The organism is Phascolarctobacterium succinatutens, from assembly GCF_023497905.1.
Classification (GTDB): domain Bacteria; phylum Bacillota; class Negativicutes; order Acidaminococcales; family Acidaminococcaceae; genus Phascolarctobacterium_A; species Phascolarctobacterium_A succinatutens.
In genome coordinates, this window is the sequence record NZ_CP097284.1 from 1228517 (window position 1) to 1243663 (window position 15147).

A 15147-nucleotide genomic window follows, 5' to 3' on the forward strand; every position below is an offset into this window, starting at 1 on the left:
TTAAAAACTTCTCCAAACCTCCGGGGGAGGAGCAAAAAGCGAAAAATTATCATAATCCGATGCTTTTTTAAGCAAATTCCTCAGTCGGGAAATAACCATGTCTATAATGCTGCCTTTTTACCGCAAAGACTGCAAAATAATATTTTACGTCCGATAATGTATATTATGTTAAATTTTCCTTTTCTCAGACATAAGATTTTCATGCACTGCAATTCATTGCATCTGTGTAGTTAAAAGTGCCATTTGTTTACTTGCTGTTCAAGGCTTTTTTCCGTTTCAACGTCAGTTTTTTTGATAAAAAGCATCGCTGTAGCAGCTTTTTGGTTGCAGCTCAGTAAAATTTTGTTGTTATAAGCAAAATCCTTCAGCAAATCGGTATCAGCATTGATGCCGATAAGAGCTTTTTCCTGGGTGAAGTCAAAATTTGTCTTATAATCCTTCAAAGCAAAGTATTCGTTGCTGAAGCCCTTCATGCGCTGCAGACCTTCGGAGATAAAACTCTCAACCGCAAGTCTGTTGGCAACAGGCGTTGAAAGAAGCTCTTTGATTTCAGCGTCGGTAATGTTATCAACACTGGCAGTAATCAGCAGATGATTCCAGTGCTGCAGAACATTACGTGCACCGCTGCTGTAAAGCTCCGTAACCTTCTTCTGGTATTCGGGGTCAGCCTGCGGAATAGCTAATACGGCATAAACACTGTCATAATCAGTATTTGCGGCAACCTCCTGCATTTCCTTCATTGAAGAAGCCAAAGTCAGGTAAAATGTGCCCTTGTCCTTATATTTAAGATTCAGCTGGCCATAGAACCAGTCATCAGGCAGCTGCACACTTTTACCGGCTGCGGCATCGGTAAAGCCGATGGCCTTCGGCGTGCTTGTCGGAGCAAAAGCCTTAAAGCCCTTCAGCAGATCAGTGTGTGCTTTAGCGAAGCGCTGCATGGTTTCGGCCGGTACGTCGCGTACAAAAACATTCTCAACCTCCAGAGCCTTGTCCATCTCTTCCTTTGCGGAAGCAGCAGATTTGGGCTCGGTCTTGGCCTCGTCATTTTCGTCGCTTTCTGCGTCAGTATCGATATCATCAATATCTGCATCAGCGTCAGCGTCTTTTTCATCCTTCTTAGGTGCATAAAGATCCTGGTCAGTATTTACGGTAGACAGCAGATAAAGTCTGTCATTGGCAGAAACAAGGCTAGTATCAATTTTAACCAGCACATCACCCTGTTTATATAGGTAAGAAATAGTTATCGCCTTTTTGCCGGCAATTTTCCCTGTCTTAATAAGAGGCGTAAGCTTTTCCAGCTTTTCCTTGAGCACCTTGCTCTGAATCGTCAGATTGCCGTTACTGTCATGCTCGGCATATTTATCAAGCTCCAGCAGCGGCGCAGGCACGGTTTTCGGATTAAGCTGGGAGCGCTCCAAAAGTGCCAGCTTCTCATATTCCGCATCAAAATAAGCAGTAGAGAATTTTTCGCCTAAAATCTGCTCCATATCCTCTGCTGTGTAATAGTTAACAATATTAACTGCGGTATTTTTTAAATTCTCTTCGTTCTGATAAACCTTTTTGCTGCTGATATTGGTATACGCATAAACCTTCTTCGCTTCCAGCTTATAGTAAGGCTGTCCGTCCTTAACGCTGTAGCCTGCGTAGCTGTTTTCGTAGGCAGAAGCATGCGCAGCGCACAAAACAAGCACTGCCGCCAAGACTGTAATTTTTTTCATATACTCACCATCCTTTTGTTGGAAAAACGGTGGAATTATTTATTGTAGACGATGTTAACCATCACGCCGCTGCCCAGGTTGCAGGCATTAGCTTCATCAGTATCGATATGAACCTCGTCAGCATGCTTTACGCCCGCACGTACCAGAACATTATGCAGTGTTACGGAACGCTCGCCCTCTGTCTGGATATCAACGATATCGCCGTCCTTCAGGCCGTATTTTTCAGCGGTTTCCGGATACAGATGCACGTGGCGCGCAGCGATGATAATACCCTCTTTCAGCTCAAGCTCGCCTTTCGGACCGATGAGCTTAGCGCCAGCGCTGCCTGCGATGTCGCCACTGTTGCGGATAGGGGCATCAAGGCCAACCTTGCGCGCGTCGGTCAGAGAAAGCTCAATCTGAGTTTCCGGACGCAAAGGACCGATGATACGCAGCTTCATGGAATCCTTGGGAGTTACCATGGTAATCTGTTCTTCAGAAGCAAACTGACCGGGCTGCCCGATTGGCTTTTTAACGTGCAGCTCACTGCCTTCACCAAATAAAATATCCATATGCTCACGGCACAGATGTGCGTGACGTGCAGAAACACCTAAAACTATCGGAAATTGCATTGTATGTCACCTCATAAAATAATTTTTATTTATATACTTATTATAGCTTGAATTGTGGTAATTGTCATCAGTTATCGAAATTTTTTTCATAATTATAGCATTTTAAGAACATTCATATCCTATTATATATAGCGAATCTGCGTGGAATTGCCAAAGAAGCCTGTAACAAGCCATAAAACCGGTAATACTGGACAAAAACTGCCTGATAGCTTATACTAAAAGCTATCAAACACAAAGGAAGTACCATAATGAACGGTCAAGAATATTTACAGCAATTAGAGCAGCGTCTTGCTCACTATTATGATAAGAAGCCATTACCGAAAGCACCGGCATTTGTCCTCGCAGCAGAGCTTAACGCTGCGGACGAAGGCTATTTCATCGTGCCTTCTTTAAAGACCTACAGTGTGCAGCACAACGAATATCTTTATGCTGCGCACTTCGACAAAAAGCTGACTGCGGACATGGCTTCCCCCTATCTGCAGTTCACCAAGGACGCTATGGCAGCGCTCAAAACCACTACCGAGCACATGAGCAGCGTCTATGCCCTTGTGCTTATCTGCGAGCAAGGCGTTGAGGAAAAGGCTATAGCAGACCTGCAGAAGCTCAGGCAGCACAAGGACTATTGCTTCACCCTGAAAGGCTGGTCCGATCTTGCTTTGTACCTCGTAGATATCCCTGCACAGAAGCTTTATTGCAACAAAGCAGGCGTTAAGGAAAAGGCTATTTTCGAGTTTGCCAAAGCTTGATATCTGTCGATTCACACTGGACAAGTTATTTCTCCGCGGAAAAAATAAATAGTATTCGGCTGTTAAGCATTTGCACATTTTGTACAAATCTTAACAGCTTTTTCACTTTTTTAAGTTAATAAATAATTCTGTGACAATACGTTGACAATAAGCCTAATTGTGGTATACTATTTCTATATTGCACATAAGATATAGAGTGCACTAGTAGTTATCATTTTCTAAATTATTTATTTTGCAATGATGCAAAAGGGAAAGAAAGGATGTTATTTATGAGTGGTTTATTGTTGCTTGTAGGCTCAATGGTTATCTTCTTTGTTGCCTACGTAACCTATGGTTCCTGGCTGTGTAAAAAGTGGGGTGTTGACCCTACACGTAAGACCCCGGCTGAGAGATTGTGCGATAACGTCGACTATATGCCGACCAGGCCCGCTGTATTGATGGGCCATCACTTCTCCTCCATTGCCGGTGCCGGTCCTATCGTTGGTCCTATCACCGCTGCTGTATTCGGTTGGGTTCCTGTAATGCTGTGGATTTTAATCGGCAGCATCTTCTTCGGCGGCGTACATGACTTTGGTGCTCTGTACTCCTCCATCCGTTTTGACGGCAAAACCATCGGCCAGATTATCGATGCAACTCTGGGCAAGAGCGGCAAGTTCCTCTTCTCCATTTTCGCATATGTAACTCTGCTGGTTGTTATCGCTGCTTTCGCTAACATCGTAGCCGCTACCTTCGTAGCAAGCCCGCAGGCTGCAACCGCTTCTCTGCTGTTCATCGTCCTGGCTGTTATCTTCGGCTTCTCCGTATATCGCTGCGGCCTGAGCCTCGGCGTAGGCACCGTTATCGGTGTTATCATGCTGGTTGTTGCAATTGCTCTCGGCAACATGTATCCGCTGCACCTGTCCAAAAACGTATGGGTTTGCGTCCTGATGGTTTACATCTTCGTTGCTTCCATCGCTCCTGTCTGGATTCTGCTGCAGCCGCGTGACTATCTGAACTCCTTCCTGCTGTATGCCTGCATCGCATTCGCTCTGGTTGGTATCGCAATTTATCAGCCTTCCATGCAGCTGCCGGCATTCACCACCTTTGATCCTTCCGGCAAAGGCACCAACCCGATGTTCCCGATGCTGTTCGTAACCGTTGCCTGCGGTGCTATCAGTGGCTTCCACTCCCTGGTATCCTCCGGTACTACCTCCAAACAGCTCGATAGCGAAGGCAATGCTAAGCTCATCGGCTACGGCTCCATGCTGCTTGAAGGCGTTCTGGCTGTAGTTGCAGTTGTTGCTGTAGGCTATGTTGGCGGCGACAAGCTGACCGAACTGCTGAAAAACGGTGGTCCTGTAAACGTATTTGCTGATGGCGTTGGTACCTTCATGACCAAGCTCGGCTTCTCCTTCGGCGTAGCTAAAGGCTTCGTTGCTCTGACCATCTCCGCTTTCGCTATGACTACTCTGGATACCGCAACCCGTCTGGGCCGCTTCATTTTCCAGGAGCTGTTCACTAAGGTTGATCCGAAAACCGGCGAAGCTCAAGGCAATGTTCTCACCAACCCGTTTGTTGCTACTCTGATTACCGTTGTACTGTCCGGTTATATGTCCCTTGGTTCCTACCTCACCATCTGGCCGATTTTCGGTGCTGCTAACCAGCTGTTGGCTGCCCTCTCCCTGTTGGCTGTCGGTGTATGGCTGAAGAGCGTTGGCCGTGACAACCTGATGGTTCTCATCCCGATGGCATTTATGTTCTGTGTAACTTTGGTTGCATTGGCACAAATCATCTTCGCTAACATGGCAACTCATATCATTACCGCTGCATTGGGTTCTGTACTCTTCATCCTGGCAATTGCACTGTTCCTGGAATCAAGAAAGTATCTCTTCGGTGGTGCAAAATAACCAAATATGCTCTAAGCATTAAACACTGAACGTGTTCAATGGCTGTTACGAATTTCGTAATGAAGTACGTAACAGCCATTTTTTTGTTGATATTTTATACTATATATAGTATCATAAAGAAAAAAGGTATATTATGACATCCCTCGAGAAAAAACTCCGCGCTCTGGCCAACGGCAAGGATTTGCCTTGGGACCAGACCAAAGCTCTCTTAGAAAGGTTAGGAGCTGAAGTCATTCCTCCGCGTAGTGGTGGCAGTCATTTTAAAATTGTTTGCAAGGGATACAGTACAATGTACATCCCTGTACACAAAGACTCTATCAAAAAGATTTATGCACGTCAGATTGCAGATTTATTGAGCGATTTAGCGAAAGGTTAAGGTGAGGCAGATGAAAAAAAAAGACTTTAACTATTACATGTCCTTAAACTATCCTGTTGAAATCAGCGTTATTCCCGAGGATGAAGGCGGCGGTTACTTTGCCTGCATTCCCCTGCTCCCCGGTTGCTGGAGTGATGGCGAAACCTTTGAGGAAGCATACAAAAATATCTTGGAGGTAAAAGGTCTCTGGATTGAAGATATGCTCGACCGCGGTATGCTCATCAACGAGCCGAATATTAAGCCTCGTTTCAGCGGCAGGTTCGTAGTGCGTGTACCCAAAACACTGCACCGTCTGCTGGCCGAAGAATCAGAACGTGAGGGCATCAGCCTGAACCAGTTCGTCAATAACTCGTTGGCCTTTGTTGTTGGCCAAAAGCTTGCACACTAAAAACAGCTCCTCGATACGACCGTATCGGGGAGCTTTAACTTCCATAAGAAAAGCTAGTCTGCCGCAACTACAGTTACAACAGAATGGCTTCATTATATATATAATTTATCAAAAAACTTAGGATCTCTTCTTCAGTTCTTCAAACAGCATCGGATTCAGTACGCGGATATAGGTTCCCTTCATGCCCAGGGATTTAGTTTCAATCAGGCCGGCACTTTCAAATTTACGCAGTGCGTTAACGATAACGGAACGGGTAATGCCTACGCGGTCAGCAATCTTCGAAGCAACCAGCAGACCTTCGTTGCCATTCAGCTCGCCCATAATGTTTACAATAGCTTCCAGCTCGGAATAGGACAGGGTGGAGAAAGCAACCTGTACGGTAGCCTTCTTGCGGATTTCTTCGGAAACAACTGCTTCGCGATCATGCAGAATTTCAACGCCCAAAACAGTAGCAGCATATTCAGCCAACAGCAAATCATCATCATCGAATTCCGCATCATATTTAGCAACAATCAGGGTACCAAGGCGTTCGCCATTGCCGTAAATAGGTACAACAGTAGTCATCTTACCGTTAAAAATACATTTTGTATCAGCAACAAAAGAGCAGTTCTGATTCTGATGAGGAATGTTGGCCAGCGTTTCCTTAACGCTCATAATAAAGCCCAGATAATCCTCAGGGAAACGCATATCGTCAAGAACCTGCTCGCGCATAATATCGCATTCAAACTCGTGAATCAGCGCATAACCCTTTACGCCGCCTTTACGTCCGACAATATAGGTGTTTGCTTCAATAACGTCACGCAACAACTTTGCAATAGCGTTAAACTCAACCTTATCTCCTTTTTGTAAAAGCTTGTTAATCTTTCTGGTCTTTTCCAACAATTTCATGATTTTACCCTCCTAAAAAAAATTATGCTCTTGGATGATTCTTCTTGTAAACATTCGTCACATGTTCATTTGAAACGTGCGTGTAAATTTGCGTTGTTGATAAATTCGCATGTCCTAAAAGCTCCTGTACCGAACGCAAATCGGCACCATGCTCTAAAAGATGCGTTGCGAAGGAATGGCGTATCGTATGCGGACTGACATTTTTATGGATAGCCAGCATATTTATATATTTCTCTAAAATACGCCTTACACTGCGGTCCGTGAGCCTACCACCACGGTTATTGACGAAAATGAAGTCATGCTTCTGCTGATATTGAAGCATCAGCTGCTGTCGTACACGGTAATATGTGCTTAACGCAGCACAGCAGGTGTGGCCTACCGGCATAACTCTTTCCTTATTACCCTTGCCGAGCAGAAGCACGAACCGGTTGCTCAGGTCTACTCTTTCCAGAGTAAGCCCTACTAGCTCGGATACACGGCAGCCGGTAGCATAAAGCATCTCCAGCACCGCCTGGTCGCGAACACCCAACACCTTACTTTTATCGGGCATCGCCAACAGCTCGTTGATTTCAATTTCATCCAAAAAAGCCGGCAGCTTTTTTTCCAGCTTTGGTGTGCGCACCTTTGTCAGCGGACTATATTCAATAACCGCTTCACGCACAAGGTATTTAAAAAAGGAACGCAGTGCAGATATCCTGCGGGCAATCGTCCTGCGCGCATACTGCTTTTCGTTAAGCTCTGCGAGATAGCCACGCACATCCAAAGGACCTGTCTGCTGCCAGAAAAAATTCTGCTTGTTTCTGCGCAGCATAAACTCCGCAAAGGCAGCCAAATCCTTTTGATAGCTTTCAATCGTATGCTGAGAACAATTTTTTTCAACCTCCAGATAAGTTAAAAACCTTTCCGGATAGTTATTAACTGTAGTGTCCATAATCTAAAAATACCTTCATTTTATTTTATCACACAAAACCGTAAGAATCAAGCTAATATTGCTATTCTTTCTAATTTTCTAACAGCTTTGCAACGCTTGAAAAAAACAGTGCTAAAAAGCACTGTTTCATCATTGAATCAGCAGTCATACGTTACAGAATTTATCCTATAACATGTAAACTGATTTGTCAAGTAATTGAAAATGATTTTACTATTTTGTCAAAATTTAACTCTGAAATTGTATCTTTAGCTACGATTTCAGCTATAATCATTCCTAATTACTTACAATTATTTACGTGTCAGCTTATAGATAAGCGCATTGCAGATTGCTGCAGCAACGTTGCTGCCACCCTTGCGGCCGCGGGCAACGATATAAGGAATACCGGTCTTCATGATGATTTCCTTGGATTCCACAACGTTTACAAAGCCTACAGGAACACCGATAACCAGCTCCGGCTTAATCTTGCCTTCCTTAACCAGCTCGTCCAGACGAACCAGTGCGGTCGGTGCATTGCCTACGGCAATGATTACCGGGCCTTCGATTGTGCAGGCCTTTTCCATGCAGGCAGCGGCTCTGGTGGAGCCTGCTTCCTTAGCGCGTGCCGCAACATCGGGATCTGCCATGAAGCAGACAGCCTTTGCGCCCAGCTTGCCCAAGCCCATTTTGTTAATGCCGGTGCAGGCCATGTTGGTATCGGTAACGATGGTAGCACCCTTTTGCAGTGCATCCAGCGCCTTCTCTACTACGCCGTCGGAGAACAGCATATTGCGGGCATAATCAAAATCTGCGGAGGTATGGATAACACGCTTAACGATATCAATCTTCTCGGGGTCGATACGAATCTGCCCCAGCTCCTCACCGATAATTTCCATACTACGTTTTTCAATGTCAGCGGGTAAAACATTTTGTAAATGCATTATTTTACACTACCTTTCTTAACATATGCTGCAAGGCCGAAGCCTTATTTTTCAATGCCTACACGCGCCGGAATACCTCTTTTGAAGGGGTGCTTGCGCATGCAGACCTCAGATACATAATCAGCCAGCTCCACCAGCTCATGTGCCGGATTACGGCCTGTCATAACAACCTCCAGCTCCTGCGGCTTGTTCTTCAGGAATTCTACTAAAGCAGCCTGGTCAAAAACGCCGGTATTGCAGGCACCGATGATTTCGTCGAAAATCAGCAGGTCGATATGCTCGTTGGCGCATTTTTGCTTAACCTTATCGAAAAGCACCATATGCTCGCGCTTAACCTCTGCCTTTTCCTTATCGTTCATCTGGAAGGTGAATTTCTTGGTTTCCTTGCCGCGCATTACCTCAATATTGGGCAGCAGTGCCAGGCTCGCAAGCTCGCCTGTCGGTCTGCTTTTGAGGAACTGTACAATCAGTACATGGTTGCCATGGCCTGCGCAGCGGATTGAAAGACCCATAGCAGCAGTGGTTTTTCCCTTGCCATCGCCACAGTAAATATGAATCAGCCCACCGTCTTTCATTCAGACACCTGCTTCCAAAATCTCATAGATTTTCTTCATATCCAGATTTTCGCGGATGCTGTCGGCAAGAATATCGTATTGCTGACGTTTGTATTCCGCAAAGTTAATGGTCTGGATATCATCCATCTTTTTACCCTTCTTGGCCAGCAGCGCCTCTACAATCTTCACGGCAATACCATCGCCGTCAAAGACGCCGTGTACATAGGTACCGTAAACATTGAGCTTACCTTCGGTGTTCTGAGAGCCTTCGGCCATAATCTCACCGTTCTCATGAATCGGGCTGATAGAGGTCAGTGCCTTCTCCTCGGGGAATTCGGTTACACCGGAGTGAATCTCATATCCGTAAAGCGGCAGACCGCTCAGTGCGGAGAAAATGCCCTGCACCTGACCGAATTTGCCAGCCATCTGGATGGTACGTTTCTTTTCGATAAAGGTAGTTTCGATATCCAGCAGGCCCATGCCGGGAGTAACGTTGGCCTTACCGGTGCCGTCCTCTTCGCCGTACGGGTCGGAAATCTGCTTGCCCAGCATCTGATAACCGCCGCAGACACCGAACACTACGGTACCGCTGTTAGCATGCTTCAAAATAGCAGCCTCCATACCGCTCTGGCGCAGCCATTTCAGGTCACCGGTGGTATTTTTGGTACCGGGGATAATAATCATATCCGGCTGGCCCAATTCGCGTACACTGGTTACATAGCGCAGGGATACGCCGGGAATCAGCTCGAATACGTTGAAGTCTGTATAATTGGACATACGCGGAATGCGTACAACCGCAATATCAATCAGCTTAACCTCACTGCGGCCGCTGATACGCTCGGAGAGGCTGTCCTCGTCCTCGATATCAACCTTCAGCATCGGCAGCACGCCTACGATAGGCACGCCTGTTTTATCTTCGATCATCTTCAGACCGGGGCGCAGGATTTCTACGTCACCGCGGAACTTGTTGATGATAACACCCTTAACCATTTCTCTTTCGTCATCCTCCAACAGCATCAGTGTGCCGTAGATGGAAGCGAAAACACCGCCACGGTCAATATCTGCTACCAGCAGCACGGGAGCCTTGGCCATTTTAGCCATGCCCATGTTGACAAAATCGTCCTTTTTGATGTTAATTTCCGCCGGGCTTCCTGCACCCTCGATGCAGACGATATCAAACTTGGAAGCCAGCGTATCAAACGCCTTCTGTACCTCCGGACGCAGAGTATGCTTCATTGCATAATATTCGCCGGCCTTCATGGTACCGATTGCTTCGCCGTTGACAATAACCTGGGAACCGCTGTCGCTGGTAGGCTTCAGCAGAATAGGATTCATCAGTACGCTGGGTTCGATATTGGCTGCTTCAGCCTGCACAACCTGCGCACGTCCCATTTCCGCACCCTCGGCGGTGATAAAGGAATTCAGCGCCATGTTCTGGGATTTGAACGGTGCTACCTTGTAGCCATCCTGATTGAATACACGGCATAAACCTGCTGTTACCAGACTCTTGCCTGCATTGGACATGGTACCTACTATCATAAGTGCTTTTGCCACTTTAATCACTCTCTTTCATCAAAAAGTCCAGTATGTCACGGTAGCTTTGCAGCCGGATAATGTGACCTGTGGTATTAAGATAGCCTGCAATCACAGGCGTGCAGCCGTCACCGTGCTTGCCTGTTACCGAACTGGTAACGTGGTCGCCGCAGATGACGAGCTTCAGTGGTTCATGATACTTTGCTGCTATGGTCTGTAAAAACTGGGTATCTATCCTGCTGATAAAATCAGCCTTGCCCTGATAATCATAACGATGTGAAGCCTCGTCACTGCCGTTGAAATGTGCAATAACGAAATCATCCTGCTGCAGCATAGCAAGTGTTGCTTCGGCCTTCGCCATAATATCAGTGTCCACATCGCCGGTTGCATTCGGCGGTGTTATTACATCCATGCCCAAGGCTTTGGCGATGCCGATGACAATCTCCGCCTTGCACACCGCCCCACCGCGCAGTCTGTGCATACCGCTGAAGGAAGGCAGTCCCTGACGGGCTGAAGGGCCCCAGGGATAGAGGATGTACTGCAGGCCGTCGCGGGCAAAGGGCTGCAACCTTTTTGCCGACTCCTGCAAAAAATAGTTAATGGACAGAGATTGGCTACGCAGCTCCTGCAGCAGCTTGCTTACATCCTCGCCTACACTTTCGTGCGGCGGCTGTACTGTGCAGTCCAGCACACTTGCTTCCCTGTTCATCACTAAAAGGTTACGGTATTCGGATAAATGAATAAACTCTATATCTTTAAGGATACCGTCACAATGTTTGGCAGCCTGCTGCATCTCCAGCGGCGTAAGTCCCTGCCCGTTAAAGGCAGCAAGACGGCCGGATGCATCAACAGCAGCCAGATTGCAGCGCAACACCATTTCATATTCGGAAATATAACGATTGTGCGCCAACAGCTCCAGATAAGCACGGTTGCGCGGTATATCCTTTTTATCTACACCCAGAAGCCGCAGAATACAGCTGCAGCTTTCGGGAATAATGTCATTTTCACATATGCTGAAGCTCCCAAGTGTCCCGGAAGCAGCCAGCGCATCCATTGCAGGATGCACTGCGTGCTCAAAGGGAGTCTGTCCCTGCCATGCAGAAATCGGGGAATCGCCTAAGCCATCAATTAATACTAATAAAGAGCGCATGTTTTTATTGCTTCCTTAAGTGCTTTAATTAGACCGCGGTTCTGCACTCTCGTTTTGACCGCGATACGGTAATATCCTGGCTGCAGATTGTGGTAGTTGGCGCATGAACGTATCAGATAGCCACGCTCATGCAACAGCTCCGGAAGATTTTCCGGCTGCGGCAGATAAAAGAAAATATAATTGGCCTCCGAGCCGTATACCTTAGCACCCAAAGCTGCAAGCCGGTTACGCAGATAGCTGCGCTCCTGCTCAATCAGCTTAAAGGATTTAGCCAGATATTCGTGCTCCTTTAAAGCAGCCTTGCCTGCCTCCTGCGCCAGAATGGAAACGTTCCAGTCCTGACCGCTCTGATGCAGCGCTGTGATCAACTCACTGCTGCCGCTGAGGCAGTAGCCTAAGCGGATGCCGGGCATCGCAAAGGTTTTGGTGAAGGCCTTAAGGATAACCAGTTCAGGATAGGTTGCCAGCAGATCACGCATGCTGAAGGCCTTTTCCTCACTGACAAAATCCATAAAGCATTCATCTATTAAAAGATGGGCTCCTACCAGACGGCATTTGTCGAGAATCTGCACCAGCAGCTCACGGCTCGTCAGCTGGCCGGTAGGATTATTGGGATTACAGATAACAACCAGATCTGTATCGGGCGTAATCGCATCGACAATATCATTATTGTCAGCAGCAAAATCACGCGCCTCCTGCAGATTATAATAGCTTATTTTGCAGTCTACCGTGCGCAGAGCCTTTTCATAATCGGCAAAGGTAGGTGCCAATAAAAGTGCTCGTCCGGGCTTCAAGGCCAGCGCCAGACGGAACAGCACGTCGGCCGCACCGTTACCGAAGAAAATATAATCCTGCGGCAGCTGCAGATAGCTTGCTGTCACCTCTGCCAGCTCGCGGCAGAAGGGATCAGGATAGTTGATACAAAGCTTTAAAGCCTGTTGAACGGCCTGCTTTATACCAAGCGGCAGGCCAAGAGGATTGATATTGGCAGAATAATCTACGAAGGGACGACCATCCTTGGTCAGCTTTTCCGTATAGATATCTCCGCCGTGTTCGTATTTATACATCATCTTCTACCTGCTTCATTTCAAAATAAGACTGTTAACCAGATAAATCAGAGAAAACAGCAACAGGCTGAGAACAGCCGTCATATAAAGTAAATTGTTGGTGGTAACTATATCCTCGGGGCACACCGGACGGATGTCGTCGCCGATTGTTTCCTTGTGGACGAGTTTACCGAAATAAAAATGATCGCCGCCGAGCTGAATGTTCAAGGCACCGGCCGTAACTGATTCCGTCATTGCGGAATTAGGACTGAGATGATGATAGCGGTCGCGCCAGAATGTCTTCCACGCTCTCTTGGCATCAAGATTAAGGAAATAAGATGCCACAATCATTACCAGACCGGTAATACGCGCGGGAATCAGATTGGCCAAATCATCTAGCTTGGCAGCACAGCGTCCAAAATAAAGATACGTGTCATTTTTATAACCGACCATGGAATCCATAGTATTTATGCCTTTGTACAAAAAGGCCAGAGGAGCGCCGCCGATAAACATATAGAACATCGGAGCGATGATGCCGTCGGCAGTATTTTCCGCAACGGTTTCTACTGCTCCCTTAGTCACCTCTGCAGCATCAAGTTCTTTTGTATCACGCCCAACGATCCAGGAAAGCTTCAGTCTTGCATCCACAAGATCGTTATCCTTCAGAGCAGTGTATACCTTCATGCTTTCGTCACGCAGACATTTTGTAGCAAAAATCTGGTAGCACATAACGGTTTCCAGAGCAAAACGCAGCCAGGGGTTAACATGTTCCGCCAACGTCAGCACAGCATACGGCACGGCAAAGGCAAGAACCAGAACGATTATTACCATCAAGGCACCGCCGAGCAGTAATGCTGTCTCGCCGGGAGCAAGCATACGCCGCAGTTTTTTATCCAGAAATCCTATTAAATTGCCAATTAAGCAGATCGGATGCGGCAACCAATGCGGGTCGCCGAAAATCAAATCTAAAATAAAACCTGCTACAATTGCGCCTAAGGTCATCATCTAAGCAAACTCCCCTTTTCAGCAGTCTGTCGACTGCTATTTAGCAGCATACGCTGCACATTGTTTGATAAAGCTGCGGGCAAATTCAGGATTGCCCCACAGGTGGATGTGCGGATAACCGGCATAAAGTGTCGGTGTTGTATTCGCGCATTCCCAGCTGCCGCGGCCGGACGCCTTGGCAGCTATAAAGCTTGCACCGTTGTTGGTGCTGTCGGAGTAATGGAACTCGTGTCCATTTATCGTACCACCGGCAGGACACAGCAGATTATCCTGCTGCGCCGTCAGGTGCACATATCCGAAGCGCGTCAGCTTTTTAGTCATGGCCGATTCGCCCTTCAATGCACCAACCCAGCTGTACAGCTTATCGCCGTCGCGATAATGCTCCAGCAGATACATGAAGCCGCCGCATTCCGCAAAACAAGGCATACCGCCGTCGATAGCGGTTTTTAGCTCCTGCAGCAGCGTTTTGTTATCCGCTAATTGCTGTGCGTAAAGCTCGGGATAGCCTCCGCCCAATACAAGGCCGCTGATGTTCTCCGGGAGATGCGCATCAGCTATCGGGCTGAAGGGTACGAGCTCCGCACCCAGCTCAGCTAAGAGGTCAAGTGCGTCCTGATAGTAGAAACAGAAGGCTTTGTCCATAGCGACAGCCACACGCATACGTCCGACGGGTTCAAGGCTTACCTCGTCATATGTAAGCGGTGCAGCCTGCGCCGCTATCTGCAGCAGGCCGTCCAGATCAACTGATTTGGCTGCCTGAGCTGCCAGCTTGGCAACTATCTGCTGCAAATCTCCTATTTCCTCAGCTGTAACCAGGCCTAAATGACGGCTTTCAAAGTTACAGTCTTGCATCACCGGGAAGTAACCTAACAGCTTCACACCGGTTTCGCGTTCAATTACATCCTTATAGAAAAGATAGCTCATCGGATTAACATTGTTCAGAATAGCGCCGACGATGTAGCTGTCGCTGCGGAATTCCTTAAAGCCCTTGATGGTCGCAGCAATGGATAAGGCGGCTCCCTTGCTGTTGACAATCAATACTACCGGAACATCGCATGTGCAGGCCAGCTCATAAGCACTGGCTTCCGTGGTTTTACCCATACCGTCGTAAAAGCCCATCGCTCCTTCAAAGACAGCTACATCCGCATGACGTGCATTTTTTGCCACCAGATAACGGGTTGTCGCCTGCCCCAGCATGAACAGATCCAGATTGCGGGATTTTGCTCCGATAACACGAGAATGAAACATCGGGTCAATATAATCAGGTCCTGATTTGAAGGCTGCCACAGACAGCCCTTTTTCCATCAGCGCCTTCAGCAGGCCGCAGACGATAGTTGTCTTGCCGCTGCCGCTACCGGGAGCACTGATCATAAAACGTGGAACTTTTACTTCAGCCAT

15 protein-coding genes are annotated in these 15147 nt (G+C 47.3%); 4 read left to right on the forward strand and 11 right to left on the reverse strand.

Annotated features, from left to right (window positions below; translation table 11 throughout):
- Nucleotides 1-230 precede the first annotated feature (230 nt).
- Complete coding sequence (locus M5E81_RS05830; RefSeq protein ID WP_249747018.1) at nucleotides 231-1718, reverse strand: hypothetical protein; 1488 nt, start codon at nucleotides 1716-1718, stop codon at nucleotides 231-233.
- Between the two features lie 35 nt (nucleotides 1719-1753).
- Nucleotides 1754-2329, reverse strand: coding sequence for a phosphate propanoyltransferase (gene pduL, locus M5E81_RS05835; protein ID WP_021720810.1), 576 nt, complete (start codon nucleotides 2327-2329; stop codon nucleotides 1754-1756).
- 248 nt (nucleotides 2330-2577) lie between these two features.
- Between pduL and M5E81_RS05840 the strand changes: the two genes are divergently transcribed.
- From M5E81_RS05840 to M5E81_RS05855, 4 genes are all read left to right on the forward strand, one after another.
- The gene (locus M5E81_RS05840) at nucleotides 2578-3075 is read left to right on the forward strand and encodes a DUF8052 family protein (RefSeq protein ID WP_009144614.1); all 498 of its coding nucleotides are present in this window, start codon (nucleotides 2578-2580) and stop codon (nucleotides 3073-3075) included.
- Between the two features lie 269 nt (nucleotides 3076-3344).
- On the forward strand, nucleotides 3345-4961 hold the full coding sequence (locus tag M5E81_RS05845; protein ID WP_040564566.1) for a carbon starvation CstA family protein: 1617 nt from the start codon (nucleotides 3345-3347) through the stop codon (nucleotides 4959-4961).
- Between the two features lie 133 nt (nucleotides 4962-5094).
- Nucleotides 5095-5337 carry a toxin-antitoxin system toxin component HicA family gene (locus M5E81_RS05850; RefSeq protein ID WP_009144616.1) on the forward strand — a complete coding sequence of 81 codons (243 nt, stop codon included), beginning with the start codon at nucleotides 5095-5097 and terminating at the stop codon, nucleotides 5335-5337.
- Nucleotides 5338-5347: 10 nt separating this feature from the next.
- The gene (locus M5E81_RS05855; RefSeq protein WP_249747019.1) at nucleotides 5348-5725 is read left to right on the forward strand and encodes a toxin-antitoxin system HicB family antitoxin; all 378 of its coding nucleotides are present in this window, start codon (nucleotides 5348-5350) and stop codon (nucleotides 5723-5725) included.
- 117 nt (nucleotides 5726-5842) lie between these two features.
- Here M5E81_RS05855 and codY read toward each other — a convergent pair whose 3' ends face one another.
- The 9 genes from codY to M5E81_RS05900 all read right to left on the reverse strand — a co-directional run bounded on the left by codY (nucleotide 5843) and on the right by M5E81_RS05900 (nucleotide 15147).
- Nucleotides 5843-6616 (reverse strand): GTP-sensing pleiotropic transcriptional regulator CodY, encoded by a 774-nt coding sequence (codY, locus tag M5E81_RS05860; protein ID WP_087942288.1) that lies wholly within the window; start codon nucleotides 6614-6616, stop codon nucleotides 5843-5845.
- Nucleotides 6617-6635: 19 nt separating this feature from the next.
- The gene (gene xerC, locus M5E81_RS05865) at nucleotides 6636-7544 is read right to left on the reverse strand and encodes a tyrosine recombinase XerC (protein ID WP_009144619.1); all 909 of its coding nucleotides are present in this window, start codon (nucleotides 7542-7544) and stop codon (nucleotides 6636-6638) included.
- A 287-nt stretch (nucleotides 7545-7831) separates the two neighbouring features.
- A complete protein-coding gene (locus M5E81_RS05870; protein ID WP_009144620.1) occupies nucleotides 7832-8461 on the reverse strand; it encodes a precorrin-8X methylmutase in 630 nt (209 codons plus the stop codon).
- A 44-nt stretch (nucleotides 8462-8505) separates the two neighbouring features.
- Nucleotides 8506-9036 (reverse strand): cob(I)yrinic acid a,c-diamide adenosyltransferase, encoded by a 531-nt coding sequence (locus tag M5E81_RS05875; RefSeq protein ID WP_249747020.1) that lies wholly within the window; start codon nucleotides 9034-9036, stop codon nucleotides 8506-8508.
- Nucleotides 9037-10569, reverse strand: a complete 1533-nt coding sequence (locus M5E81_RS05880; protein ID WP_040564570.1) for a cobyric acid synthase — start codon at nucleotides 10567-10569, stop codon at nucleotides 9037-9039. It abuts the gene before it with no gap.
- Nucleotide 10570: 1 nt separating this feature from the next.
- Nucleotides 10571-11698 (reverse strand): alkaline phosphatase family protein, encoded by a 1128-nt coding sequence (locus tag M5E81_RS05885; protein WP_249747021.1) that lies wholly within the window; start codon nucleotides 11696-11698, stop codon nucleotides 10571-10573.
- Nucleotides 11683-12768 carry a pyridoxal phosphate-dependent aminotransferase gene (locus M5E81_RS05890; protein WP_249747022.1) on the reverse strand — a complete coding sequence of 362 codons (1086 nt, stop codon included), beginning with the start codon at nucleotides 12766-12768 and terminating at the stop codon, nucleotides 11683-11685. The genes M5E81_RS05885 and M5E81_RS05890 overlap by 16 nt, the downstream gene beginning before the upstream one ends.
- A gap of 12 nt (nucleotides 12769-12780) precedes the next feature.
- Complete coding sequence (cbiB, locus tag M5E81_RS05895) at nucleotides 12781-13749, reverse strand: adenosylcobinamide-phosphate synthase CbiB (RefSeq protein ID WP_009144625.1); 969 nt, start codon at nucleotides 13747-13749, stop codon at nucleotides 12781-12783.
- Between the two features lie 36 nt (nucleotides 13750-13785).
- Nucleotides 13786-15147 carry a cobyrinic acid a,c-diamide synthase CobB gene (locus M5E81_RS05900; protein WP_009144626.1) on the reverse strand — a complete coding sequence of 454 codons (1362 nt, stop codon included), beginning with the start codon at nucleotides 15145-15147 and terminating at the stop codon, nucleotides 13786-13788.

Excerpts from the sequence above, each read along its gene's own strand:
- M5E81_RS05840 (WP_009144614.1), top strand. The coding sequence starts at position 2,578 with ATGAACGGTCAAGAATATTTACAGCAATTAGAGCAGCGTCTTGCTCAC.
- M5E81_RS05855 (WP_249747019.1), top strand. The coding sequence starts at position 5,348 with ATGAAAAAAAAAGACTTTAACTATTACATGTCCTTAAACTATCCTGTT.
- M5E81_RS05870 (WP_009144620.1), bottom strand. The coding sequence starts at position 8,461 with ATGCATTTACAAAATGTTTTACCCGCTGACATTGAAAAACGTAGTATG.
- xerC (WP_009144619.1), bottom strand. The coding sequence starts at position 7,544 with ATGGACACTACAGTTAATAACTATCCGGAAAGGTTTTTAACTTATCTG.
- M5E81_RS05890 (WP_249747022.1), bottom strand. The coding sequence starts at position 12,768 with ATGATGTATAAATACGAACACGGCGGAGATATCTATACGGAAAAGCTG.
- M5E81_RS05830 (WP_249747018.1), bottom strand. The coding sequence starts at position 1,718 with ATGAAAAAAATTACAGTCTTGGCGGCAGTGCTTGTTTTGTGCGCTGCG.
- M5E81_RS05850 (WP_009144616.1), top strand. The coding sequence starts at position 5,095 with ATGACATCCCTCGAGAAAAAACTCCGCGCTCTGGCCAACGGCAAGGAT.
- M5E81_RS05900 (WP_009144626.1), bottom strand. The coding sequence starts at position 15,147 with ATGGCTGAAGTAAAAGTTCCACGTTTTATGATCAGTGCTCCCGGTAGC.
- M5E81_RS05845 (WP_040564566.1), top strand. The coding sequence starts at position 3,345 with ATGAGTGGTTTATTGTTGCTTGTAGGCTCAATGGTTATCTTCTTTGTT.
- pduL (WP_021720810.1), bottom strand. The coding sequence starts at position 2,329 with ATGCAATTTCCGATAGTTTTAGGTGTTTCTGCACGTCACGCACATCTG.
- M5E81_RS05885 (WP_249747021.1), bottom strand. The coding sequence starts at position 11,698 with ATGCGCTCTTTATTAGTATTAATTGATGGCTTAGGCGATTCCCCGATT.
- M5E81_RS05875 (WP_249747020.1), bottom strand. The coding sequence starts at position 9,036 with ATGAAAGACGGTGGGCTGATTCATATTTACTGTGGCGATGGCAAGGGA.
- cbiB (WP_009144625.1), bottom strand. The coding sequence starts at position 13,749 with ATGATGACCTTAGGCGCAATTGTAGCAGGTTTTATTTTAGATTTGATT.